The following is a 22,719-nucleotide window of genomic DNA, read 5'->3' on the forward strand; positions in this document are numbered from 1 at the left end:
TGACGGCCGAGACCGACGGAGAGGGCTGGTAGGTAGCTATGGAAGAGCCGCGTCGCCTCGGCGGCCGGTACGAGCTGGGCCAGGTGCTCGGCCGTGGTGGCATGGCGGAGGTCTACCTCGCGCATGACACCCGCCTCGGCCGCACCGTGGCGGTGAAGACGCTACGCGCGGATCTCGCGCGTGATCCGTCCTTCCAGGCCCGGTTCCGCCGGGAGGCCCAGTCGGCCGCCTCGCTCAACCATCCCGCGATCGTCGCGGTCTACGACACGGGCGAGGACTACATCGACGGGGTCTCCATCCCGTACATCGTCATGGAGTACGTCGACGGCTCCACGCTCCGTGAGCTGCTGCACTCCGGCCGCAAGCTGCTGCCCGAGCGCGCGATGGAGATGACCATCGGCATCCTCCAGGGTCTGGAGTACGCCCACCGCAACGGCATCGTCCACCGCGACATCAAGCCGGCCAACGTCATGCTGACCCGCAACGGCCAGGTCAAGGTGATGGACTTCGGTATCGCCCGCGCGATGGGCGACGCCGGCATGACGATGACGCAGACGGCGGCGGTCATCGGTACGGCCCAGTACCTCTCGCCGGAGCAGGCCAAGGGCGAGCAGGTCGACGCCCGCTCGGACCTGTACTCGACCGGCTGCCTCCTCTACGAGCTGCTGACGGTCCGCCCGCCCTTCGTGGGCGACTCCCCGGTGGCCGTGGCCTACCAGCACGTGCGCGAGGAACCGCAGTCTCCTTCGGTCTTCGACCCCGAGATCACGCCCGAGATGGACGCCATCGTCCTGAAGGCGCTGGTCAAGGACCCGAACTACCGCTACCAGTCGGCCGACGAGATGCGCGCCGACATCGAGGCCTGCCTCGACGGCCAGCCGGTCGCGGCCACGGCCGCCATGGGCGCGGTGGGCTACGGCGGCTACCCCGACGACCAGGCGACCACCGCCCTGCGCTCGGACGCCGGCGCCGGAGCGACCACCATGCTCCCGCCGATGCACCCGGACGACGGCGGCTACGGCTACGACGACCGCCCCGACCGCCGCCGCCAGCAGAAGAAGAAGTCCAACACCTCCACGATCCTGCTGGTGGTCGCGGGCATCCTCGTGCTGATCGGCGCGATCCTGATCGGCAAGTGGGCCTTCGGCGGAGGCAACACGGACCAGTCCTTCGAGGCTCCGAACTTCGTCGATCACACCTATACCGAAGCCCAGAAGATGGCGGTGAACTCCGACCTGAAGCTGGCCCCGCCCACACGGAAGCCCTGCGAGAACCAGCCGAAGGGCACCGTCTGCTCCCAGGACCCCACGGCGGGCACAGAGGTGAACAAGGGCGACACGATCACCCTGGTGGTGTCGACCGGCGCGCCGAAGGTCGCGGTGCCCAGCGTGCTCGGCCAGAGCTTCCAAGAGGCCAAGGCGACGCTGGAGGGCGACGACTACCAGTTCAGGGTCGTACGCAAGGACGAGATCTCGACCACGGAGCAGGCGGGCACCGTCCTGCAGCAGAACCCGAAGCTCGGCGCGGAGGTCGAGAAGGGCTCCACGATCACCCTCACCGTTGCCAAGGCGGAGGAGAAGATCACGGTGCCCAGCGACCTCGTCGGCAAGTCCTGCGACGAGGCGAGGGCCGAACTGACGCAGCTGGGCCTGGTACCGACGTGCAGCGACACCCCCGTCGCCGACCCGAACCAGGACGGCAAGGTCCAGAGCACCAACCCGCTGGCGGGCAAGCAGGTCTCCAAGAACACGCCGATCGCAGTGAACGTCGGCAAGGTGCAGAACCAGCAGGTCCAGATCCCGCAGGATCTCGCGGGCAAGCGCCTGAAGGACGTCAAGAAACAGCTCGAGGACTTGGGCCTCCAGGTCAACGTCCCGGGCGTCCAGGACGACAACGCCCTGGTCGTCACCTCCAACCCGGCTCCCGGCAGTCCCGTGAACCGGGGCGACACGGTCACGTTGTTCACGACGGCCCAGAACGGCGGCGGCAACAACGGCGGTGGCGACAACGGCGGGTTCTTCGGCGGCATCAACTAGGCCTTGAGCCGCCAGGGGCGGTGAGAGCCGGAAAACGCGAGCGGTGCGGTCAGGCGACGGAGGTTGCCCGACCGCACCGCCTTTTCATCGCTCAGCAGTGCTCGGCGAGGTTCGCGTTACCGCCCCAGTACGAGGCGATCCGGCCGTTGGTCGGGTGCCAGATGTTGGCGTAGAGCCGGATGCAGCGGTTCGGCGCGTACACCCTCACCGGGCCGGCGTAGGAGGTGTAGGTGCCGCTGTCGTCGTCACTTGCGTCCGTCGTACACGCATCCCCCGTCGAGGCACCGGCGGTGCAACGAAAGATCGAGACGGTCGTCTTGCCGGCGGTGCCGGCGCCACCGGCGCTGTTCTTGACCGCGACGGCACAGTTGTACCCGGTCGCGGAGTCGTAGTAGAGGTACAGATTTCCGTACACCACCCTCTGGGTGGTTCTGATCGGGTGCTTGTCGATCAGAGAACCGCCGCACCCGTACCCCGCGGCACTCGCGGAAGGCGCGGTGATCAGCGCGAGCCCTAAGAGGGAGAACAACACGGAAAGAACGGAAACTATGCGCTTAGTACGCACTATCGATTCCTTTTCTGTTACGAGTAGCCCATTCGTGTCAAAACGAGCCTTCGCAAGGCTATCGCCGAGATCATGTGCAGAACAGAACTCGAAAGAGCGGTTTATGCGCAGGGCCTTCGGCGGCGGAAATCAGCCGTTCAGTTCTTTCGGCGGTGTCCGCTCGCTGTCCACCTTCTCCACGCGGACCAGTTCGCCCCACACCACGTACCGGTAGCGGCTCGTGTAGACCGGGGTGCAGGTCGTGAGGGTGATGTAGTGGCCGGCCTTCTTCCTGCCGGACTCCTCGGGGACCGACGACAGGACCTTGACGTTGTACTTCGAGGTCTCGGGGAGGATCGAGTAGACCTTGTAGACGTACCAGTCGTCCTTCGTCTCGAAGACGATCGGGTCGCCCTTCTTCAGCTTGTCGATGTTGTGGAACTTCGCGCCGTGGCCGTCGCGGTGGGCGGCGAGGGTGAAGTTTCCGTTCTTCCCGGTGGTGGGGAGCGTGGCCTTCATCGGGTCCGTGTAGTAGCCGGCCACACCGTTGTTCAGGACGTCCTCGTCGGTGCCCTTCTCGACCAGCACCTCGCCGTTCCTCATCGCCGGCACGTGCAGAAAGCCGATGCCGTCCTTGGTGTCCAGCGCACCGGGGCCGGAGTCCGTGGCACGGGCCCAGTGGTCACGGACCTTGTCGGCCTGCCTGTCGGCCTTACGGTCCGCTATGACGTTCGTCCACCACAGGGAGTAGACGACGAACAGGGCGAGCAACACGCCCGTGGTGATGAGGAGTTCGCCGAAGACGCTGACCGCCAGGGCGATCCGGCCGGGTCGCCGGCGCGGGCCGGGCTCCGGGGCGGACGCGTCCGGATGTGCTTCGGTCTCGTCGGCGGTCGCTGCCACAGTTCCTCTGCCCTTACTCGATGAGCCCTAGTCGATGAGCGCGTCCGGCTTGCCCTTGTCGCGCGGGCGTTCCTCGACCATCTTGCCCCAGACGATCAGCCGGTACTTGCTGGTGAACTCGGGCGTACAGGTGGTGAGGGTGATGTAGCGGCCGGGCCCGGTGAATCCCGAGCCCGGGGGAACCGGGTCCAGCACACTCGTGTTGGACGGCGGTGTCACCGGAAGCATCGAGGTCACCTTGTACACGAAGTACTTGTCCTGTGTCTCGACCACGACCGCGTCGCCGCTCGTGAGCTTGTTGATGTACCGGAACGGCTCACCGTGCGTGTTGCGGTGGGCCGCGAGACCGAAGTTGCCCGTCTTGGCGTCGGGCATCGCCGTCTTCAGCGGGTCCTCGCCGTAGTGCCCGACCATGCCCTTGTCGAGCACCTTCTTGTTGCTGACGCCCTCCGCGATCGGCGCGACCACGTCCAGCTTGGGGATGTGCAGGATGGCGAAGCCCTGACCCGGCGCGAAGACACCCGGGTTGCGCTTGCCGCTGGCCCAGTCGTCCTGGAGCTGGTGCGTCTCGCTGCCGGCCTGCGCATGCGCGCGGACATTGGTCCACCACAGCTGGTAGGTGACGAACAGCAGCATCAGCACCCCGGTGGTGATGAACACCTCGCCGATCGCCCGGCTCGCGATGACGGCCGGGCTCGGCTTGCGCAGCCGCGCCTGCCGCCGGGCCTCCACCCGGGACAGCGGTCGGCCGGACGGCGGGGTCGACGGGGGCGCCGTCTCCCGGTTCCCGCCATGGCGGCCACCACGCCGCTTGGCCGCCCTTCTGCGGGCCGCACGGCCGCCCGGTGTGACTCCCGTGGCAGGAGAGGCAGAGGAGGCCCCAGAGGCGCCTGTGGGCTCGCTCTCCGGGCCGGCGGCCGGCGGACCGGGAATCCGCAGCGCCATCGTCTCGTCATCGACGGCACGCAGGGGGTCGACGGAGGGCACATCGACGGTGGACACAGGGGCGACGGCCGGCACGGGGTCCACCACGGGCATCGGCGACGTCGGCGGATCCTCATGGCGCCCTGCATGGCGACCCGCACCGCGGCCGGCGTTCGGCGCACCGCCGTGGGACTCGTACGGGCTCTCGCCGTACAAGTCCTCGCGCTCGGGGCGCAGCGCGGTCACGCCGTGGCCCTGCCCACCACCGGGGCGAGCCCCGCCGACCTCGCCACGGCACCCTGGTCGCCGCACTCCGCCAGCCAGTTGGCCAGCATCCGGTGCCCGTGCTCGGTCAGCACCGACTCGGGGTGGAACTGCACGCCCTCGACCGGGAGTTCACGGTGGCGCAGGCCCATGACGATGCCGTCGTGCGTGCGGGCGGTCACTTCCAGCTCGGCCGGGACCGTGGCCGGTTCCGCCGCCAGGGAGTGGTAGCGGGTCGCCGTGAAGGGAGAGGGCAGGCCCGCGAAGACGCCCTTGCCCTCGTGCTCGACCGGCGAGGTCTTCCCGTGCAGCAGCTCCGGCGCCCGGTCGACCACACCGCCGTACGCCACCTGCATCGACTGCATGCCGAGACAGACGCCGAAGACCGGCACCCCGGTCGAGGCGCAGTGGCGGACCATGTCCACGCACACGCCCGCCTCCTCCGGCGTCCCCGGGCCGGGCGAGAGCAGCACCCCGTCGAAGCCGTCCTGGGCGTGCGCCGTCGACACCTCGTCGTTGCGCAGCACCTCGCACTCGGCACCCAGCTGGTACAGGTACTGGACGAGGTTGAAGACGAAGCTGTCGTAGTTGTCGACGACGAGAATCCGCGCACTCACTGGTTGTCCACCGTCACATCGTTGAAGGGCAGCAGCGGTTCGGCCCACGGGAAGACGTACTGGAAGAGGACGTAGACCAGAGCCAGGACCAGTACGAGTGAGATGAGCGCCTTCACCCACGCGTTCCCCGGCAGATGCCGCCAGATCCAGCCGTACATGCCGTCCCTTTCGTATCCCCACGGCACCAGACTCCGCCGTACGTCACCAGACTAACGGCGCAGAGCCTTCGGTTCGCCTGCCTCCACAGGCTGTGTGGAGTCCAGGTCTGCCCAGACGATCAGCCGGTGACTGGGTCCCCGTTCCGGATCGCACGTGGTCGGCGGCGGATACCGTCCGGACGCCCGTACCCGGACTTACGTGGCACAGGGTCGATCACCTCAACGACCTTGGGAACGGATTTGCGAGGCCCTTCCGGTTCCACGTGAAACCGAGCCGCGGGACAGGGGACCCCCCTACTCCACCGGCTTCGCGTAGTGCAGGTCCACTGTGCCCGTGTAGCCGGGAAGAGTCACCGTGCCGTCCTCGGTCACCTTCCAGCCGAGGCCGTAGACGTTGACGTACACCATGTACGTCTGGATCGCCTTGCTCGCCGCGAGCGCCTGCTGCAGCTTGTCCGGGTCGCCGACCGCGGTGATCTTGTACGGGGGTGAGTAGACGCGGCCCTGGAGGATCAGGGTGTTGCCGACGCACCGCACGGCACTGGTGGAGATCAGCCGCTGGTCCATGACCTTGATCCCTTTGGCGCCGCCCTGCCACAGGGCGTTCACCACGGCCTGCAGGTCCTGCTGGTGGATGACCAGGTAGTCGGGCTGCGGCTCGGGGTAGCCGGGGAGCTTGGCCGTGGCGTTGGGCGGGGCGTCGTTCAAAGTGACGGTGATCGCCTGGCCGGTCAGCTTCTGGGTGCCCGCGTTCTTCTCCAGTCCGCTGAGCTTCTCGTCCTGGGCCTTGGTGCTTCCGTCGTCGCTCTCGGCGAACGACTCCACGTTGTCGCGCAGGGTCGCGTTGGACTCGTCCAGCTCCTTGTTCTTGCGGCTGCGCTCCTGGATCAGGTCCGACAGCTTGAGCAGCGAGGCGTCCTGCCGGATGTCGGTGCCCTTGGCCGTGTTGAAGCTGGTGAAGAAGATGAGCCCCGCGAGGGCGAAGACGGCGGCCGTGAGTATCCGCACCGGCCGGACGCGCAGCCTGCGGCCGGGGCCGGAACCCGTTGATCCCGTCCCGGGGGAGTCGGCAGAATTGCTCAACGTACCCTTATCTCCTTCGGCGCCACGGAAGCACTACGCTAACGGACGCCCGGGGGAGCACACAGAGTCGTCATGTTGGCCCCTTGTACGCTGCCCCGAGCCCGACCCCCGTTACCTGCGCGGCCACGCAGCGCATCGACAGGAGAGACCCTCGTGCCGAAGTCACGTATCCGCAAGAAGGCAGACTTCACGCCGCCGCCGGCGAAGCAGGCCGCGGCGATCAAGCTGACCAACCGTGCGTGGGTCGCCCCCGTCATGCTGGCCATGTTCCTCATCGGCCTGGCCTGGATCGTCGTCTTCTACGTGACCGACGGCTCCCTGCCCATCGACGCACTGGACAACTGGAACATCGTGGTCGGCTTCGGCTTCATCGCCGCCGGCTTCGGCGTCTCCACGCAGTGGAAGTAGCGCCCACCAGCGCGGTGTCGGCAGCTCTCCCCACGGCTCTCCACTGAGTTATCCACAGGTCAGCAGACGTATCCACATCCCCCTGGGGAAAAGACTACGATCTGTGGATAACTCATCGAGGGTTGACGCCGGTGTGACTGCCCCACAACCCCTCGTACACCCTTTCGCTCCCACCTGACCTGCGGAAACGCATTCGAGCGACCGGGGGCACAGGTGTGCCCGCACGGTATGCACAAGATCCGCCACCCGCTGTGGACAACGGTTCGGTATCAGGTGAGCTGGGCGGTTCTGACCAGCGTCATGACCGCCACCACAGCCAGCACGAGCGCACAGGTGCCGTACTGGATCAGCGTCCGCTTCCGGCGGGGGGCGTGGACCATGGCGTAGCCGGTGACGACACCGGCGACCAGGCCGCCGATGTGGGCCTGCCACGAGATGTTGCTGAAGCCGAAGGTGATGATGAGGTTGATCACCAGCAGCGCGATGACCGGCCGCATGTCGTAGTTGAGCCGGCGCATCAGAACGGCGGTGGCGCCGAAGAGACCGAAGATCGCGCCTGAGGCGCCCAGCGAGGGCTGGTTCGGTGCGGCGATCAGGTAGCTGAGCGCGCTGCCCGCCAGGCCCGAGACGAAGTAGAGGATCAGGTATCGGGCGCGGCCCAGGGCGGCCTCGAGTGGGCCGCCGATCCACCACAGGCTCAGCATGTTGAACGCGATGTGCGCATAGCCGCCGTGCAGGAACATCGCCGTCAGCATCCGGTAGTACTGGCCCTCGGCGAGGCCCTGCACCCCGTTGAGCGGCGGGGCGTAGGCCTGGCCGATGAGCTCGAACCGGTTGGTGAAGCTGTCGCCGACGGACAGCTGGACCAGGAAGAGGGCGAGGTTGATCCCGATCAGCAGTTTGGTGACCAGCCGGGGGTCCGCCGCCACCGTGCCGCCCGCCACGGTGCGCGGACGGGACACGGTCGGCGCATGGCCGGTGCCCGAGCCGTCGCGGACGCAGTCGGGGCACTGAAAGCCGACCGAGGCGCTGACCATGCACTCCGGGCAGATGGGGCGGTCGCAGCGGGTGCAGCGCACGCCGGTCTCACGGTCCGGATGCCGGTAGCACACGGGCACGCTCCGGGCGTCCTGCGCGCTGCCGCTGCCTGCGGCCTGGTCCATCAGATCCCCTTGCTCGTCGTGGCACTACCCGGCAAATACCCCGCCCCGCTCATCCTTACGGACGAGCGGGGCGTTTGGTTCCCTGCGGGAGGTTCCGGGAAACGGTGGGCTCAGCCCTCACGCTTCTCGATCACGACCGACTCGATGACGACGTCCTCGGCCGGACGGTCGTTGCGGACGGTGGGCACGCCGGCGATGGCGTCCACGACCTTCTGGCTGGCCGGGTCGGTGACCTCGCCGAAGATGGTGTGCTTGCGGTTCAGCCACGTGGTCGGGGCGACCGTGATGAAGAACTGCGAGCCGTTGGTGCCGGGGCCGGCGTTGGCCATGGCCAGGAGGTAGGGCTTGCTGAAGGACAGGTCCGGGTGGAACTCGTCCTCGAACTTGTAGCCCGGGCCGCCGATGCCGCTGCCCAGCGGGTCGCCGCCCTGGATCATGAAACCGCTGATGACACGGTGGAAGATCGTGCCGTCGTAGAGCCGGTTCGTGCTCTTCTCACCCGTGCCGGGGTGCGTCCACTCGCGCTCGCCCTGGGCCAGCTCGACAAAGTTCTTGACCGTGACGGGCGCGTGGTTCGGGAACAGCCGGACCTCGATGTCGCCGTGGTTGGTCTTCAGGGTGGCGTAAAGCTGCTCAGCCACGATCTGCCTTCCGTTGTCTTCCTGTGACTCCCCGATCCTCGCACGGACGGGCCCGTACGTCGCCCGGCGGCCACCAGTTGTGCCAGGAAAGCAGCGCCCGGCAGCGATTCGTGGCAGGGTCGAAAGAAGCTCCTGTTGCCCGTAATCAAGCCGAAGAGAGCGATCAGCACCCATATGCCCGCCCTCGCATGCCGCCCGGACCGTTGGCAGGCATGATCCGTAAAAGGGTGGAAAGTCGAAATACCGTACGCCACCGAGGAGGAGGAACCCGTGACCCGCATCGACAGCGTGCGCGCCGCGACCGGCTCGGCGAAGGACAGCGTGCTGCACGCCGCGGAAGTGGTGGCGCCCTACGCCGACACGGCCAAGGAGCGTGCCGCGCATTACGCGCAAGAGGCACGCGTACGGCTGGCGCCCGTGGTGTCGCAGGCCGCTGAGCAGGCCCGCGACCAGTACGACGCCCGGCTCGCCCCGCGTCTGGAGCAGGCTCGTGCGCATGTGCCGCCGAAGGTGGACCTGGCCGCACATGAAGCCGCCATTCGTACCCGTAAGGCCGCTCGGCAGGCCGCCGTGTACTCGCGTCCGAAGATCGAGCATGCCGTGGCCGCGACGGTCCCGGTACGCGACGAGGCCGCCGCGCGGGGCGCCGCCGCCCTGGCCGCGCTGCGCGGTCAGGTCTCGGCGCAGGATATTCAGAAGCTGGTCCGCAGGAACCAGCGGCGGTCCAAGGTCGGCCGGAGCGTGAAGGTGCTGGCGCTGCTGACCGTGGTGGCCGGCGGCGCCTTCGCGGCTTGGAAGTGGTGGGACAAGCAGGCCAACCCGGACTGGCTGGTCGAGCCGCCCGCGGCCACGGAGGTGCCCGAGTCGGGTCGGCTCAGCACCGTGGACGGCAGCGGCACCTCTGTTCTGGACCCTGAGGTGGAGGCGAAGCAGGCAGACGAGGAGGCCGCGGACCGCGACGATCAGGGATGAGACGTCGGGCTCGCACCGAAGTCGGAACGGGCCGTGGGACCGGGTGAGCACCAACTCGCCGGTCCCACGGCCCGTTTCACGTGAAACCAGACCGGCGACGGCCGATGAAAAATGCCCTCCGAAGCCTGCTTTCCGCAGGTCGGAGGGCATTTTCGCAGTGGAGCCTAGGGGAGTCGAACCCCTGACATCCGCCATGCAAAGACGGCGCTCTACCAACTGAGCTAAGGCCCCGGGAAGGAGCGACCGGCCGGAAGGATCACGTTCCGGCGGGTGCCGCAGACCAGAGTACCGGGTCACCCCCCGTATCCCGCAAAAAGATTGGGGGTCCCCGCGGATGACCACTCTCCGTAAGATGCTCGACGTGGTTCGCTACAGCGAACCGCGGTTTTTCAGGGGAAGCGATGGGGAGACGCAATGGACGCCGCACAGCAGGAAGCCACCGCCAGAGCGCGGGAGCTGCAGCGGAACTGGTACGGGGAGCCGCTGGGGGCGCTCTTCCGTAAGCTCATCGACGATCTCGGGCTCAATCAGGCCCGTCTCGCGGGGGTCCTGGGCCTGTCCGCTCCGATGCTGTCGCAGCTGATGAGCGGCCAGCGCGCGAAGATCGGCAATCCTGCTGTGGTCCAGCGGGTGCAGCTGCTGCAGGAGCTGGCGGCGCAGGTGGCGGACGGCAGCGTCAGCGCCGCCGAGGCGACCGAGCGCATGGACGAGATCAAGAAGTCGCAGGGGGGCTCCGTGCTCAACAACACCACCCAGACCACGAGCGGTTCCGGGGCGCCCACGGTCAAGCGGGTGGTCCGCGAGATCCAGTCGCTGCTGCGCTCGGTGGCCGCCGCGGGGGACATCATCGATGCCGCGGACAGCCTCGCCCCGACCCACCCCGAGCTGGCCGAATTCCTCCGGGTCTACGGTGCCGGTCGCACGTCGGACGCGGTCGCGCACTACCAGTCCCACCAGAACTGACCCGGAGGCCCGGTTCTCCGGAGGGGGTCCGGGGCCGGGCCACGGGCGCAGCCGACGTCCGGGGGGAGCAGGCGTTCGGGGGGGAAGCGACGGGGCGGCGGAGCAGGAGGGGAACAGAGAGGAAGCAGAGGTAGACGGGAAGCAGGGGTCGCGGGGGACCGCGGGGCGTAGGGGGAGGAGCGGCGGACTGTCATGGGTGAGGTCTTCGCCGGCCGGTACGAACTGGCCGACCCGATCGGGCGCGGTGGCGTGGGCGCCGTGTGGCGCGCCTGGGATCATCGCCGACGGCGTTATGTGGCCGCCAAGGTGCTCCAGCAGCGGGACGCCCACTCCCTGCTGCGTTTCGTACGGGAGCAGGCGCTGCGGATCGACCATCCCCACGTCCTCGCTCCGGCCAGCTGGGCCGCCGACGACGACAAGGTCCTGTTCACCATGGATCTGGTCGCCGGAGGCTCCCTGGTCCACCTCGTCGGCGACTACGGTCCCCTCCCTCCGGCCTTTGTGTGCACCCTGCTCGACCAGCTCCTTTCCGGGCTCGCCGCTGTCCACGCGGAAGGGGTCGTCCACCGGGACATCAAGCCCGCCAACCTGCTCCTCGAAGCGACCGGCACGGGCCGGCCGCGGCTGCGGCTGTCCGACTTCGGCATCGCCATGCGGCTCGGCGAACCGCGGCTGACCGAGACCAATCTCGTGGTGGGGACGCCCGGTTATCTCGCCCCGGAGCAGATACTCGGAGCCGAACCCGACTTCCCGGCCGACCTCTTCGCCGTCGGCCTGGTCGCCCTGTATCTCCTCGAAGGCGCGAAGCCCGACGCCAAGGCGCTCGTGCAGTACTTCGTGGAGCACGGCATCCCTGGGGCGCCCAAGGGCATCCCCGAACCGCTGTGGCAGGTCGTCGCCATGCTGCTCCAGCCCGATCCGGCGGCCCGTTTCCGCACCGCCACGGGTGCGCGCAAGGCACTCGCCTCCGCCACGGAACTCCTGCCGGAGCCCGGGCCGGACGACGAGCTGATCGAGATCTTCGACCAACTCGGCCCGCTGCCGCCGGGGTTCGGCCCCGACGGGCCCCTCGAGAAGGCCAGGGCGGCTTCCGGTGGGGAGAGGACCTCCGCCGGCCCGGACCTCCCTTCCGACCCGCGTACCGCCTCCCGTACGAGCGTCCCCGCCGACCCGTACACCTCCCCGCGTACAGACGCCGCCTCCCGCACGGACCCGCCCGCAGGCTCCCGTCCGGACTCCCCCGCACACTCCCTCACGGATTCCAACCCCCACCCGAGCGCCCACGCTCACGTACACACCAGCTCGCTTTCGGACACCGGGAGCTTCCGACTCCCGCCGCCCCAGGGGCACTTGGCTCCCCAGTCCCACCCTCGGCCGACACCCCGACATGCCGAGGAGCAGGGCGAGTACGGCTCGCAGCACCCACCCCAGGTCCCGGAGCGTCCCTCGCACGATCCGACGCACGCCCTCTCCCCCTCCTCCCCGCCCCACGCGCCCTGGAGCCCTGTCCCGCCCCCGACTGCGGTGCCAGGGCATCGCGGTGACGCCTCTACTGCTTCGTACACCGCTCAGGACCCGCAGGTTCCCGCTCCCGCCCCACCGATGTCCGCGGCACCTGCCGGGCACGGCCGTCGGGCGCGCCGTGCGAACCGCCGTCCCGGGCCCCCGGCCAAGGTCGCGGTGCCGGTCCTGCTGCTGGCGCTGGCCTGCTACGCGGTGGGTTTCTGGGCGCTGACCCGGGTCTGAGCCCGCCGGGCGGCCGCCGTCCATCCGCCGAGCACCAGCAGCAGCACGGTGCCCAGGCCGATCCCGCCGGCCGCGACCAGCTTCATCACCGTGCCGTCCGCGTCTTCGGTGCCCCCGGTCAGCGCCGCCTCCCGGTCCCGTTCCGTGACGGTGAAGACGTCCGCCGGTTCGGGACTTCCGGCATAGCCCGGCCCGGCATGTGCCCGCCCGTCCACCCGTATCCGCAGCGTCACGCCGAACGGACCCCGCCCGAAGGTGCCGGCCATCTGCTCGCTGAGGTGCACGACCAGGTAGTACGCGCCGGCGAAGCGGACGGAGGTGACCCCGGCGGGGACGGCGTGGCGGTTGGCGTACTCGACCGGCGGGAGCGGGTCGAGGGCGACGGTTTTCCCGGTGCCCGTGTAGCCGAGGGCCGCGTCGTCCACGGGGCCCCGGACGGGGTTGTAGAGGGAGAGGTTCAGGGCGCCGCCGACATAGCCGTGGCCGGGGGAAGGGCCCAGGTCGGCGGAGGCGTGCAGGTGGCGGCCCCAGTCGAGCGGCACCTTGTAGAACCGGGTCTCGCCGGGCACGAGGACGGTCTGCCAGACCCCCTGGCCCACCGGTTCGGCCGAGGCGAAGCCGGTGCCGCCGGACCGGTCGCGGGGCTCGCCGGTGAGCGGCTCGGGCGTGGCGGAGTCCCAGGCCCGCGGCGCGGTGGTGGGACCGGGCCGGGCCGGGCCCGGTTCCGTGGCGGGCGCGATCTCCAGGTCCCAGCGTTGGGGCGAGACCGCCGTACCGGAGCCTTCGGCGTCGAGGCGTTCGACGAGCAGGTAGTACGTCCCCGCGCCCTGGCACAGCGCCTTTCCTGCCTCGCGCTCCGCCAGGGCCGTGACCGGGCGGGGGCTGAGCCCGGCGCCGAAGCGGGCGGCGGCGTAGGAGCAGGGGGTGCCGTCCGCGTCCCGGACCGACACACGGATGCCGTCGGTGGCGGAGACGGTGGCGTCCGCGGGCGGTACGGCGGTGACGGGGACGTACGCCGTGTCCGTGGCGGTGAGGTGGAGGCGGTAGTAGAGCCTGCCGTTCTCCGGGAGGGCGCTCCGGTAGGTGCGGCCGGGGTCCAGCTGTTCGGCCTCCGCGGTGCCCGCGGCGCCCTCGACCGTACGGGCGCCGGGCGTGAAGCCGTACCGCTCCGCCCACCCGTCGGCGGCGACCGCGGTGCCGCAGGGCCCGGCGACCAGCGCCCACAGCCCCAGCAGAAGGACAAGGGCACGCAACCCCGGCAGGACGAGGACGGGACGCGGCCCGGGCCGCACGACCGCCGCACGCCGCCCCAGCCGCGCGACCACGGCGAGCGGACGCGGGGACCAGTCGCCCCGCCACCACGCCGTACGCTCTCGCCACCGCCGCATCCGCCACCCCCCTGACGCCCGCAACCGCACCCCGGGCCGCTCCTCGCGACCGCACCGGGCCGTGGCCCATCCTGCCCCGATCGCCCTTGCGCCATCCGGGCAACGCGTACGGCCGTCCGAAACGCCCATCAACGCCCGGCGGCGCGCGGCGGATCCTCGTACGGGTTCCCGGACGCGTACCTCACCCGCCGCGACCCCGCAACACGGGACAACGCAAAACCCCGACCGCGAGGGCGGCCGGGGTCTGTTTCAGTTTCTGGTGTCGGGACTCACGAACCCGTGGGCACGGAGTCAGTCGCCTCCGTCCACAGATCCTGCTCGGCGCGATCCGCCTGGATCTGGCGGTACACGAGGAGCCCGCCGATGGCGGCCAGTGCGACCAGGAGCAGCTTCTTCACCGCGCGACCTCGTCTTTCCTTGACGTAGGGGACCTCTCTGGCGCCCGACTATACACACCGACCGATATCGATCGGTGACCTGCGTCGTGGCTCAACTCCCGCCTCCGGCAGCGCAGTAACCGGGCCCGGCGCCGTTCGGATCGGAGGGTGATCACACCTCCACACACCGTTACCTTTCTCCCCTTTCGATAGCTCTCGCTAGGATTTGCGACCTTTCGACGCTCTTGCGTCCATCCGAGTGGTGTTCATCGGAACATCAACGCGCCACGGGCGTCGGTCCACCACTTCGCGATCCTCATACACATCATGAGGAAAGTACGCAAATCGCCCGACCCGAAAGTGAGGGGCCATGACCCAGAACAAGGTCATGAAGCTGTGGACCGCCATCGTCACCGCCTTCCTCGCGCTGTGCACGGCGCTCGGACTCGTCGCCGCGGCCACCGCGCCGGCCGCCGCCCAGACCGAGAGCCCCCGCACCGGCGCCACGCACCGCACGGCCCCGACGATCCCGGCGACACACCACTGGCTCTGGTCCCACGCCAGGGCCCTGCCCCCCACGATGAAGCAGCGCATCCGGGCCGAGGCCCACGGAAAGTCCCCGAGCTGCCGGCACCGCCCCCTCACCGAGACACAGGCGGAGAACACGGAGACCACCGACCAGGACCCCGCGGCGCTCGACTGCTGATCCCGATCGATCCGCTGCTCCGCCGGCCACCCACGGCAGGAACGGCACGCAGCACCGCAGACGTCTCGACACCAGGCGACTTGCGTACGCATCAGTCGACACGGAAAGACCCCCGGCCGGGCTCGGCCGGGGGTCTCGCGCTGTTTCCCGCATGCGGCATCCTCGTACGGAACGATCACGATCCTCCTGCGACGACCCACGATCCTTACGACCGGGCCCCCCGCCTGACGGAAAGGTGGTGAGTGCTGCCGTGAGCCGGCGCGTCACCGTTGTCACCGCTGTCCACGGCCCGTCCGCCGGGTTCCTGCCGGACGCCTACAGGTCCCTGTGCGCCCAGCGGCTCCCCGACGGCTGGGACTGGCAGTGGCTGATCCAGGAGGACGGCGGCACGGACGCGGTCCACCCCTACGTCCCGGACGACGAGCGGGTGACCTTCCGCCAGGGCCGGCCGGGCGGTCCCGGTGTCGCCCGGACGATCGCGCTGGCTCGCGCGGAGGGCGCGTACGTCAAGGTCCTCGACGCCGACGACCAGCTCACCCCGGGCGCGCTGGCCCGCGACCTGGCCGTGCTGGAGGCGGACCGCACCGTGGGGTGGACGACGTCCCGCGTGCTCGACCTGCTGCCCGACGGCTCCACGGCCGGTTTCCCCGGCGATCCGGCCGACGGCCCCCTCGAACGCGGTGTCGTGCTCGACCACTGGAAGCGGAACGACTACCTGGCGCCGGTCCACCCGGCGACCCTGTGCGTGCGACGGGACCTGCTGACCGCCCTGGGGGGCTGGATGGCCCTGCCGGCCTCCGAGGACACGGGCCTGCTACTGGCGCTGAACGCGGTGAGCCGCGGCTGGTTCTCGGGCGAGGTCGGCCTGCTGTACCGCAAGTGGCACGGGCAGGTCACGGGGCAGCCGTCCCACGTGGACGCCGCCGAACGCGAGGCGCGCATGGCGGTCGCGGAAGCCAGGGCCCGTGCGCTGGCGGAGTTCGGGTGGACGTATCCGGCCGACCGCTGAACACGGACGGCCCCGGCCCCCGTGGGGACCACGCCCGTGTGCCGTCATTCCGTGAGCCTGATCGCCTGCGAAGGGCACTTCTCGGCCGCCTCCGCGACCCGCGGGTCGTCGGCGGACTCCTCGCGGCCGGGCCGTACGACGCCGTACCCGTCCTCGAACTCGAACACCTCCGGCGCCCGGTGCGCGCACTCGGCGGAGCCGTAGCACAGGCCGCGGTCGACAAAGACCTTCATGCGTCCTCCAGCCGTCAGCGACCCCCGCCGATGACGTCCGGCCGGGGTCTGGTCGGTGACTTCCAGGACGTCACTGCCCGGCGAGGCGGCCGCTGAACCGGCCGGGTCCACCGCCCGGCGGGACGCGCGCCGAACCGGCCGCACCGCCCGTCGAGCCGCGCCGGCCGGGAGACTTTGGAGGACCCCGTCCCCGCCGACGGCACATCCGAAGCAGAGCCCCTGACCGTCCGGCACCGGTCCCTCCCCTCGTGGGGACCGGTACCGAACGGTGCAGGGCATGTCGACCCGCGCCATGTCGGCGCATCGGCACGGGTCGCAGTAAGGGGGCCGTTCCCGCAGGCGCTCGCGGGTTCAGCCGTGGGCGTCGTCGTCGCTCACTGCTTCCCACGGCACCCGCTCGCGCCCTTGCGGCGGAAGTTGACCGAGAACGTTCGCTGCCATGGGCTGTCTCTCCGAGCGCCGAGCCGGTGGCCTGTCCAGACGGTGTGTGATCAGTCCGCTACTGGGTTCGGATCCTGCCATCTGTCGCCCCCGCCGAGGAGGTTCCGGTCTCCGGTCCAGGCCTTATCCGCAGGTCAGCCGTATAAGGTGAGTTTTCCGGTCCGGACGTCCAGATACGGGGGGAAGTAAGGGGTGGGACCTTGAGTTCCGGCTCAGGGGCACGCACAGCCTTCGCCGAGCGTCTCGCGCTGCTGTACAAGGAGGCCGGCAACCCTCCCCTCAAGAGCGTCGCCGAGGCGGTCGTACGACTGCAGCGGATCGACGAGCGCGGCCGGCCCGTACGGGTGTCCGCGCAGCGGATCAGCGACTGGCGCCGGGCCCGGAACGTGCCGGCCCAGTTCACCGCACTGGCGGCGGTCCTGCACATCCTGATCCCGGAGGCGCGACGTCTGCGGCCCGCGCCGGTGTCCAGCGGCCTGTACGACCTCGCCCACTGGCAGCGCCTGTGGGAGCTCGCGGTCGCCGACCCGGTCGGCGACCGGCCCGCGCCGCCCGCGCAGCAGGACCGGCGGCCCCCGGCCCAGGCCCCGCCCGTCGCCGGTGGTGTGTGCCCGTACCGGGGGCTGGCCCCGTACCGGCTGGAGGACGCGCGGTGGTTCTTCGGCCGGGAGCGGAGCACGAACGCGCTCGTCGCCCAGCTGCGTGCCGCGGAGCGGACGGGCGGCCTGGTGATGCTGGTGGGCGCCTCGGGTGCGGGAAAGTCGTCCCTGCTGAACGCCGGCCTGGTCCCCGCGCTCCGCGACGGCGCCCTCGATGCCGCGACGGCCGACGGGACAGCGGCGCCCGCGGGTACCCCCGCCCCCGCGTCCGCCGACGTCACCGGCATCCCCCCCGACGACGACACCGCCGTGGACGCCACCGCCTCCTCCGGCCCGGTACTGCAGCTCGTCCCCGGTGCCGATCCCCTGGGGGAGCTGGTCCGCCGTATCCCCGACCTCGCCCCCGTCGCCGCCGACGCGCGGAAGGCCGAGCAGGAGGCCACAGAGAACCCGGCCGCGCCCGGCTCCGACGCCCCGCGGCTCGCCCGGGCGGCGCGCGAGGCCGTCTCGGCATGGGCGCGCCGCGAGATGTCCCCGGACGCCCGGCCGGTCGTCATCGTGGACCAGTTCGAGGAGGCGTTCACCCTCTGCGCCGACGAGGCCGACCGGCGTACCTTCATCCAGCTCCTGGCCGCCGCGTGCACCCCGCCGGCCCGCTGGGGCGCGACCGCCCCCGCACTGGTCGTCCTCGGCATCCGCGCCGACTTCTACGAACAGTGCCTCGGCTACCGCGACCTGGCCGACGCGCTGCAGCACCGGCACATGGTGCTCGGCCCGCTGAGCAGCGGTGAGCTGCGTGACGCCGTGACCGGTCCGGCCAAGGCGGTGGGCCTGGAGCTGGAACCGGGGCTCGCCGAGCTGATCGCGCGCGAGGTGAGCGCAGACGGCCCGCGCGGAGCGCACGACGCGGGCGTGCTGCCGCTGCTGTCCCACGCCCTGCTGGCCACCTGGCAGCGCCGGAAGGCCGGGCGGCTGACGCTGGCCGGATACCGTGCGGCGGGCGGCATCCAGGGGGCCGTGGCGGCGACCGCCGAGCGCGCCTGGTCCGGCCTCGACCCCGCCGCCCGTACGGCCGCCCGGCTGCTCCTGCTGCGGCTGGTCCGGCTGGGCGAGGACACCCAGGCCACACGGCGGCGGGGCACCCGGCGGCAGCTGGCGGACGAGTCGTCGGACCCCGGCAAGACCGAGGAGTCCCTCGAGGCGCTGGTGCGGGCCCGGCTGGTGACGCTGGACGCGGACACCGTGGAGATCACCCACGAGGCGCTGCTGCACGCCTGGCCGCGGCTGCGGCACTGGATCGACGACGACCGCAACGACCACCTGCTGCGGCAGCGGCTGGAGGAGGACGGCCGGGCCTGGGAGGACTCCGGCCGGGACACCTCGCTGCTGTACCGCGGTTCCCGACTCGAACAGGCCCGCAGCTGGGCGAGGTCGGCCGGGGACACCTATCTGACCCGGAGCGCGGTGGAGTTCCTGGCCGCCTCGGTCCGGCTGCGCAAGCGCTCGGTGTGGCTCAGCCGGGCCGCGGTGGCGGCGCTGGTCGTGCTGGCCCTGCTCGCCGGCGGGTCCGCGGTGATCGCCTGGCAGCAGCGGGACGACGCCGTGTTCGCGCAGGTCCTCGCCGAGGCCGACCGGGTCCAGCACACCGATCCCTCCCTGGCCGCGCAGCTCGACCTGGTCGCCCACGATCTGCGCCCGGACGACGAGGGCACGTACAGCCGGCTGATCTCGATCGTCAACGCGCCGCTGGCCACCCCGCTGTCCGGCCACTCCGGCGCCGTGTACCTCACCTCCTTCAGCCCCGACGGCAAGACCCTGGCCACGGCCAGCTACGACCGCACGGTCCGGCTGTGGAACGTGGCCGACCCGAGCCGCCCGAAACCGCTCGGCAAGCCCCTCACCGGCCACACCAGCTGGGTGAGCAGCGCGGTCTTCAGTCCGGACGGGCACACCCTGGCAAGCGCGGGCGACGACGGCACGGTCCGCCTGTGGGACGTGACCGACCCCGCACACCCGTCGCCGCTCGGCCGGCCCCTGACCGGCCACACGGGCACGATCTACCTGGTCGCCTTCAGCCCCGACGGCCGCACCCTGGCCTCGGCCGGCGAGGACCACACCGTGCGTCTGTGGGACGTGGCCGACCCGCACCGGCCGAGGGCCCTGGGCGCGCTGCGCGGCCACACCGCGGCGGTGCGCTCGGTGGCGTTCAGCCCCGACGGGCGGACGCTCGCGGCGGGCGGCGACGACGCCACGATCCTGCTGTGGCGCACGGCCGACCCGCGCCGGCCCGAGCCGGTCCGCACCGTGCTGGAGGGCCACACGGACATCGTGCACTCGCTGGCCTTCAGCCCGGACGGCAGGACCCTGGCCAGCGGCGGCGCGGACGACACGATCCGGCTGTGGGACGTGACCGATCCGGGCCGCCCGGCAGCGCTCGGCTCGCCGCTGACCGGCCACACCGGCCCCGTCTGGTCCGTGGCGTTCAGCCCCGACGGCGGCAGGCTGGCCGCCGCGAGCGCGGACAGCACGGCGAGTTTGTGGAACGTGAGCGATCCGGGCTCCCCGTCGCAGGTCGGGGAGCCGCTCGCGGGCAGCAGCGGGGAGATGTACGCCCTGGGGTTCAGCCCCGACGGGCGGACCCTCGCCACCGGCAGCGGTGACAGCAAGGTGCGCCTGTGGTCGATACCGACCTCGGACATGATCGGCCGGAACGGAGCGTTCCGGCCGGACGGGCGGGTGCTGGCCACGGCCGCGCGGGACGGCAGGATACGGCTGTGGAACGTGGCGCGTCCCGGTCGGCCCGTGCCGCTGGGGAAACCGTTCATGCGCGCTGACGGCGACCAGCGTTCGCTGATGTTCTCCCCCGACGGCCGCACCCTCGCCGTCCTCACGGGAACCAAGGCCGTGTACCTGTGGAACGTCTCCGATCCCTCCCACCCGGTGTCCGCCGGACCGCCCCTGGCCCTGCGCACCCGCTTCATGGGCTCCGACGCGCTGGCCTACAGCCCGGACGGCCGCACGCTGGCCACGGCCTACGACGACCGCACCATCCAGCTCTGGGACGTCACCGACCCCGCGCGCTCCGTCCCGCTCGGCAGGCCGCTCACCGGCCACCGGGGCTACATCGACGCGCTGGTCTTCAGCCCGGACGGCCGCACGCTGGCCAGTGGCAGCGCGGACAGCACGATCCGGCTGTGGAACGTCACCGACCCGGCCCACCCGGCCCCCGCCGGCACACCGCTCGACCAGCACTCCGGTCCCGTCAACGCCCTCGCCTACAGCCTGGACGGGCACACCCTGGCCAGCGGCAGCGACGACGACACGGTCCGCCTCTGGGACGTCACCGACCCCGCCGCGGCGAGCCCGCTGGGCGCACCGCTCACCGGCCACAGCGAGGCGGTGACGTCACTGACGTTCAGCGCGGGCGGCCAGATCCTGGCCAGCGGTGGCAACGACAACACGGTCCGCCTCTGGAACGTCACCGACCCCGCCCGGGCGACCGCGATCGGCCAGTCGATGACCCCCAACGCCAAGACGGGCACGTTCCTCAGCTTCAACCCCCACAGCCACGTCCTCGGCGTTTCCAGCGGCGCCGACACGGTCCGCCTGTGGCGGCTGGACGCCGACGAGGCGATCCGGCACATCTGCTCGGTCACCCGGGGCGTCCTGACCCCGCAGAAGTGGCACGAGTACCTTCCCCGCCTCTCCTACGACCCCCCGTGCGGATGATGATCGGCCAACCTGATGGATTACCCGGTGACTTGGCCCCACGGACCGCCCAAGCTTGTTACCCTTGGCCATGGCCCGATCGCTGGTGCATCCCCCGTCGCCAGCGGTCGGGTCTTTTCTCATGCCCTGAGGAACCTCCAGACGTCAAAAACCCCCAGCCGGTATCGACTGGGGGTCTTTGTGTGCGCAGCGTACTAGGCCTGTTCCCCGGTCGTCTCTGCCCTGAGTTTCACCGCCCGCTCACGCGGGTCGTACCCAACACCAACGCCCTCGACGAGCACGACGTCCCCATCGATGTGATCGGTCCGCAGCCGCAGGATCTCCTGATACGCGGGGGACGCGTACCAGGCGCGGGCCTCGGCTAGGCCGGGGAACTCAATCAGCACCATGCTGCCTGGCCAGCTCCCCTCCACCACCTCAGTCGGCGGGCCGTGGATCAGGAAGCGGCCGTGAAATGGATCGAGGGTGTCTTGGATGCGTTCCAAGTACTCAAGGACATCAGGGTGATGACGGCGATCACGTAGGTGGGCAAAGCCGTATGCAGGCACGTCCCCTTCCCTTCGTTCGCTCCGGTACGACGACTTGAACGTAGCCGCGCGCCCCGCACGCCGCGATTACCTTCGAGGTAATCGCCGAACGGGCCGCTCTGACTCGACTTGGTCGCTCCCGAAATGCCCCATAGCTGAACCCCTTCCCCAACCCACCAGGCATCGTTCTGACCGCTGGCCGCTATGCGGTGATCGCCGACCCTATCCACATGTGGGTAGAGAAACCTGTAACAGCTTGGTCCTGCGGGCGCTGGTCCTGCTCACGCAGCCGGCGAATCAGGGCACTCATCGGCTGATGTCAGCCGTGGATGTCAAAAACCCCCAGCCGGTATCGACTGGGGGTCTTCGTGCTGGTGGGGCTAACAGGATTTGAACCTGTGGCCTCATCCTTATCAGGGATGCGCTCTAACCAACTGAGCTATAGCCCCGCCGCGCTGTGCGGTGTGTGTCCCGCGCGCTGACTCCTGAAGATTAGCGCACGACCGCGTCAGTCCCAAAATCGGTTGTCGGGGGACCGTCAGGTCAGGGCACCGCGGGCGGTCACTCGTCCTCGGCCAGGGTGAGCTCGACACCGCCCACGAAGCCCGCGGAGAGGTTGTAGATGAACGCGCCGAGGGTCGCGAGCGCCGTGGCCAGGACCACGTCGATGACCGCGATGATCGTCGTGAACATCAGGACGTGGGGGAGCGACAGGAACGCCTGGAGGTCGAAGCCGTTCGCCTCGTTGGAACCGGTCGCCTCGGAGATCGTGCCGCCGACCGTGGAGAAGACGCCCATCGCGTCCATGACCATCCACAGCACCGCCGAGGCGACGATCGTGCAGATGCCGAGCGCGATGGAGAGCAGGAAGCTGACCTTCATCACCGACCACGGATCGGCCTTGGCCACCCGCAGCCGGGCCTTGCGGGTACGGGGCGCGGTGCGCGCGCCCGTGCGCGGCCGGCGTACGCCGTCGGCGGGGGGCTGGGCCGGATAGGCCTGCGGCGGGTGGTAGGGCCCGGCGTGCTGCTCCTGCGGCCGCTCTCCGGGCAGCGGGGACGCCGACCGTGCCTCACCGGCAGCGGCCGGTCCTCGGGTGTCCGTCACAGTTCCCCCCTGGGATTCCCGCGTGCCGGCAGAGTCCGTCACGGAAGCCTTCACCGGCTTGAGATTGGTCGTGTGCGGGTCGTTCGCCGACCCCGCACGCGCGGCGGAGCCACGGCCGCCGCCGTCCGTTTCCGTACCCCTGGAGGTACCGGCCGATCCGGCGCCCGTGGCTCCGCTCACG

General features: G+C 70.4%; 21 protein-coding genes, 2 tRNA genes and 1 pseudogene. 8 read left to right on the plus strand and 16 right to left on the minus strand.

Annotation, left to right across the window (positions count from 1 at the left end; genetic code table 11):
* Positions 1-38 precede the first annotated feature (38 nt).
* Positions 39-2,036, plus strand: a complete 1,998-nt coding sequence (gene pknB, locus ACGFRF_RS15120) for a Stk1 family PASTA domain-containing Ser/Thr kinase (RefSeq protein WP_393739882.1) — start codon at positions 39-41, stop codon at positions 2,034-2,036.
* Positions 2,037-2,127: 91 nt separating this feature from the next.
* On the opposite strand, the gene ACGFRF_RS15125 is transcribed toward pknB, so the two are convergent.
* The 7 genes and pseudogenes from ACGFRF_RS15125 to ACGFRF_RS15155 all read right to left on the minus strand — a co-directional run bounded on the left by ACGFRF_RS15125 (position 2,128) and on the right by ACGFRF_RS15155 (position 6,529).
* A complete protein-coding gene (locus ACGFRF_RS15125; protein ID WP_393739884.1) occupies positions 2,128-2,451 on the minus strand; it encodes a hypothetical protein in 324 nt (107 codons plus the stop codon).
* A gap of 279 nt (positions 2,452-2,730) precedes the next feature.
* Positions 2,731-3,483, minus strand: coding sequence for a class E sortase (locus ACGFRF_RS15130; RefSeq protein ID WP_393739885.1), 753 nt, complete (start codon positions 3,481-3,483; stop codon positions 2,731-2,733).
* Positions 3,484-3,510: 27 nt separating this feature from the next.
* Entirely contained in the window at positions 3,511-4,653 is a 1,143-nt protein-coding gene (locus ACGFRF_RS15135) for a class E sortase (RefSeq protein WP_393739887.1), read from the minus strand.
* Positions 4,650-5,288 (minus strand): aminodeoxychorismate/anthranilate synthase component II, encoded by a 639-nt coding sequence (locus tag ACGFRF_RS15140; protein ID WP_393739889.1) that lies wholly within the window; start codon positions 5,286-5,288, stop codon positions 4,650-4,652. The genes ACGFRF_RS15135 and ACGFRF_RS15140 overlap by 4 nt, the downstream gene beginning before the upstream one ends.
* Positions 5,285-5,446: a hypothetical protein gene (locus ACGFRF_RS15145; RefSeq protein WP_393739891.1), complete on the minus strand. Its 162-nt coding sequence runs from the start codon at positions 5,444-5,446 to the stop codon at positions 5,285-5,287. Before ACGFRF_RS15145 ends, ACGFRF_RS15140 begins: the two co-directional genes overlap by 4 nt.
* Positions 5,447-5,497: 51 nt before the next feature.
* A pseudogene (locus ACGFRF_RS15150) lies at positions 5,498-5,700 on the minus strand (class E sortase); the annotation flags it as partial.
* A 40-nt stretch (positions 5,701-5,740) separates the two neighbouring features.
* A complete protein-coding gene (locus ACGFRF_RS15155) occupies positions 5,741-6,529 on the minus strand; it encodes a DUF881 domain-containing protein (protein WP_393739893.1) in 789 nt (262 codons plus the stop codon).
* A gap of 153 nt (positions 6,530-6,682) precedes the next feature.
* On the opposite strand from ACGFRF_RS15155, the gene crgA reads away from it, so the two are divergent.
* Positions 6,683-6,937, plus strand: a complete 255-nt coding sequence (crgA, locus tag ACGFRF_RS15160; protein WP_393739895.1) for a cell division protein CrgA — start codon at positions 6,683-6,685, stop codon at positions 6,935-6,937.
* A 269-nt stretch (positions 6,938-7,206) separates the two neighbouring features.
* Here crgA and ACGFRF_RS15165 read toward each other — a convergent pair whose 3' ends face one another.
* Together ACGFRF_RS15165 and ACGFRF_RS15170 are read right to left on the minus strand one after the other, a co-directional pair.
* Complete coding sequence (locus ACGFRF_RS15165) at positions 7,207-8,100, minus strand: rhomboid family intramembrane serine protease (RefSeq protein ID WP_393739897.1); 894 nt, start codon at positions 8,098-8,100, stop codon at positions 7,207-7,209.
* Between the two features lie 110 nt (positions 8,101-8,210).
* Positions 8,211-8,741: a peptidylprolyl isomerase gene (locus tag ACGFRF_RS15170; protein WP_393739899.1), complete on the minus strand. Its 531-nt coding sequence runs from the start codon at positions 8,739-8,741 to the stop codon at positions 8,211-8,213.
* 270 nt (positions 8,742-9,011) lie between these two features.
* Here ACGFRF_RS15170 and ACGFRF_RS15175 point away from each other — a divergent pair, with 270 nt between their 5' ends.
* Complete coding sequence (locus ACGFRF_RS15175; RefSeq protein WP_393739901.1) at positions 9,012-9,713, plus strand: DUF5324 family protein; 702 nt, start codon at positions 9,012-9,014, stop codon at positions 9,711-9,713.
* 158 nt (positions 9,714-9,871) lie between these two features.
* Here ACGFRF_RS15175 and ACGFRF_RS15180 read toward each other — a convergent pair.
* Positions 9,872-9,944, minus strand: a tRNA-Ala gene (locus ACGFRF_RS15180).
* Positions 9,945-10,127: 183 nt separating this feature from the next.
* Here ACGFRF_RS15180 and ACGFRF_RS15185 point away from each other — a divergent pair.
* Positions 10,128-10,676: a helix-turn-helix domain-containing protein gene (locus tag ACGFRF_RS15185; RefSeq protein ID WP_393739903.1), complete on the plus strand. Its 549-nt coding sequence runs from the start codon at positions 10,128-10,130 to the stop codon at positions 10,674-10,676.
* Positions 10,677-10,868: 192 nt separating this feature from the next.
* The gene (locus ACGFRF_RS15190; protein WP_393739905.1) at positions 10,869-12,422 is read left to right on the plus strand and encodes a protein kinase; all 1,554 of its coding nucleotides are present in this window, start codon (positions 10,869-10,871) and stop codon (positions 12,420-12,422) included.
* On the opposite strand, the gene ACGFRF_RS15195 is transcribed toward ACGFRF_RS15190, so the two are convergent.
* Both ACGFRF_RS15195 and ACGFRF_RS15200 read right to left on the minus strand, forming a co-directional pair.
* Positions 12,386-13,810: a hypothetical protein gene (locus ACGFRF_RS15195; RefSeq protein ID WP_393739907.1), complete on the minus strand. Its 1,425-nt coding sequence runs from the start codon at positions 13,808-13,810 to the stop codon at positions 12,386-12,388. The genes ACGFRF_RS15190 and ACGFRF_RS15195 overlap by 37 nt on opposite strands.
* A 269-nt stretch (positions 13,811-14,079) precedes the next feature.
* Positions 14,080-14,208 carry a DLW-39 family protein gene (locus tag ACGFRF_RS15200; RefSeq protein WP_003999697.1) on the minus strand — a complete coding sequence of 43 codons (129 nt, stop codon included), beginning with the start codon at positions 14,206-14,208 and terminating at the stop codon, positions 14,080-14,082.
* Positions 14,209-14,557: 349 nt separating this feature from the next.
* Here ACGFRF_RS15200 and ACGFRF_RS15205 point away from each other — a divergent pair, with 349 nt between their 5' ends.
* Both ACGFRF_RS15205 and ACGFRF_RS15210 read left to right on the plus strand, forming a co-directional pair.
* Complete coding sequence (locus ACGFRF_RS15205) at positions 14,558-14,893, plus strand: DUF6344 domain-containing protein (protein ID WP_393739909.1); 336 nt, start codon at positions 14,558-14,560, stop codon at positions 14,891-14,893.
* A 250-nt stretch (positions 14,894-15,143) separates the two neighbouring features.
* Positions 15,144-15,902 (plus strand): glycosyltransferase family 2 protein, encoded by a 759-nt coding sequence (locus tag ACGFRF_RS15210; protein ID WP_393739911.1) that lies wholly within the window; start codon positions 15,144-15,146, stop codon positions 15,900-15,902.
* Between the two features lie 44 nt (positions 15,903-15,946).
* Here ACGFRF_RS15210 and ACGFRF_RS15215 read toward each other — a convergent pair whose 3' ends face one another.
* The gene (locus ACGFRF_RS15215; RefSeq protein ID WP_393739913.1) at positions 15,947-16,135 is read right to left on the minus strand and encodes a ferredoxin; all 189 of its coding nucleotides are present in this window, start codon (positions 16,133-16,135) and stop codon (positions 15,947-15,949) included.
* A 641-nt stretch (positions 16,136-16,776) separates the two neighbouring features.
* On the opposite strand from ACGFRF_RS15215, the gene ACGFRF_RS15220 reads away from it, so the two are divergent.
* Positions 16,777-20,904, plus strand: a complete 4,128-nt coding sequence (locus ACGFRF_RS15220) for an AAA family ATPase (protein ID WP_393739915.1) — start codon at positions 16,777-16,779, stop codon at positions 20,902-20,904.
* Positions 20,905-21,098: 194 nt separating this feature from the next.
* Here the strand turns inward: ACGFRF_RS15220 and ACGFRF_RS15225 are convergent, their stop codons facing one another.
* From ACGFRF_RS15225 to ACGFRF_RS15235, 3 genes are all read right to left on the minus strand, one after another.
* Entirely contained in the window at positions 21,099-21,452 is a 354-nt protein-coding gene (locus tag ACGFRF_RS15225) for a DUF1330 domain-containing protein (protein WP_393739917.1), read from the minus strand.
* Positions 21,453-21,803: 351 nt separating this feature from the next.
* Positions 21,804-21,880 (minus strand) — tRNA-Ile (locus ACGFRF_RS15230).
* A gap of 112 nt (positions 21,881-21,992) precedes the next feature.
* On the minus strand, positions 21,993-22,718 hold the full coding sequence (locus ACGFRF_RS15235) for a DUF3566 domain-containing protein (protein WP_393739919.1): 726 nt from the start codon (positions 22,716-22,718) through the stop codon (positions 21,993-21,995).
* Between the last annotated feature and the right edge of the window lies 1 nt (position 22,719).

It is taken from the genome of Streptomyces sp. NPDC048521, assembly GCF_043199855.1.
Classification (GTDB): Bacteria; Actinomycetota; Actinomycetes; order Streptomycetales; family Streptomycetaceae; genus Streptomyces.

Bases quoted from the DNA above. Each gene is read 5' to 3' on its own strand.
- pknB (WP_393739882.1), top strand. From the start codon at position 39: ATGGAAGAGCCGCGTCGCCTCGGCGGCCGGTACGAGCTGGGCCAGGTG.
- ACGFRF_RS15145 (WP_393739891.1), bottom strand. From the start codon at position 5,446: ATGTACGGCTGGATCTGGCGGCATCTGCCGGGGAACGCGTGGGTGAAG.
- ACGFRF_RS15165 (WP_393739897.1), bottom strand. From the start codon at position 8,100: ATGGACCAGGCCGCAGGCAGCGGCAGCGCGCAGGACGCCCGGAGCGTG.
- ACGFRF_RS15185 (WP_393739903.1), top strand. From the start codon at position 10,128: ATGGACGCCGCACAGCAGGAAGCCACCGCCAGAGCGCGGGAGCTGCAG.
- ACGFRF_RS15190 (WP_393739905.1), top strand. From the start codon at position 10,869: ATGGGTGAGGTCTTCGCCGGCCGGTACGAACTGGCCGACCCGATCGGG.
- ACGFRF_RS15195 (WP_393739907.1), bottom strand. From the start codon at position 13,810: ATGCGGCGGTGGCGAGAGCGTACGGCGTGGTGGCGGGGCGACTGGTCC.
- ACGFRF_RS15205 (WP_393739909.1), top strand. From the start codon at position 14,558: ATGACCCAGAACAAGGTCATGAAGCTGTGGACCGCCATCGTCACCGCC.
- ACGFRF_RS15215 (WP_393739913.1), bottom strand. From the start codon at position 16,135: ATGAAGGTCTTTGTCGACCGCGGCCTGTGCTACGGCTCCGCCGAGTGC.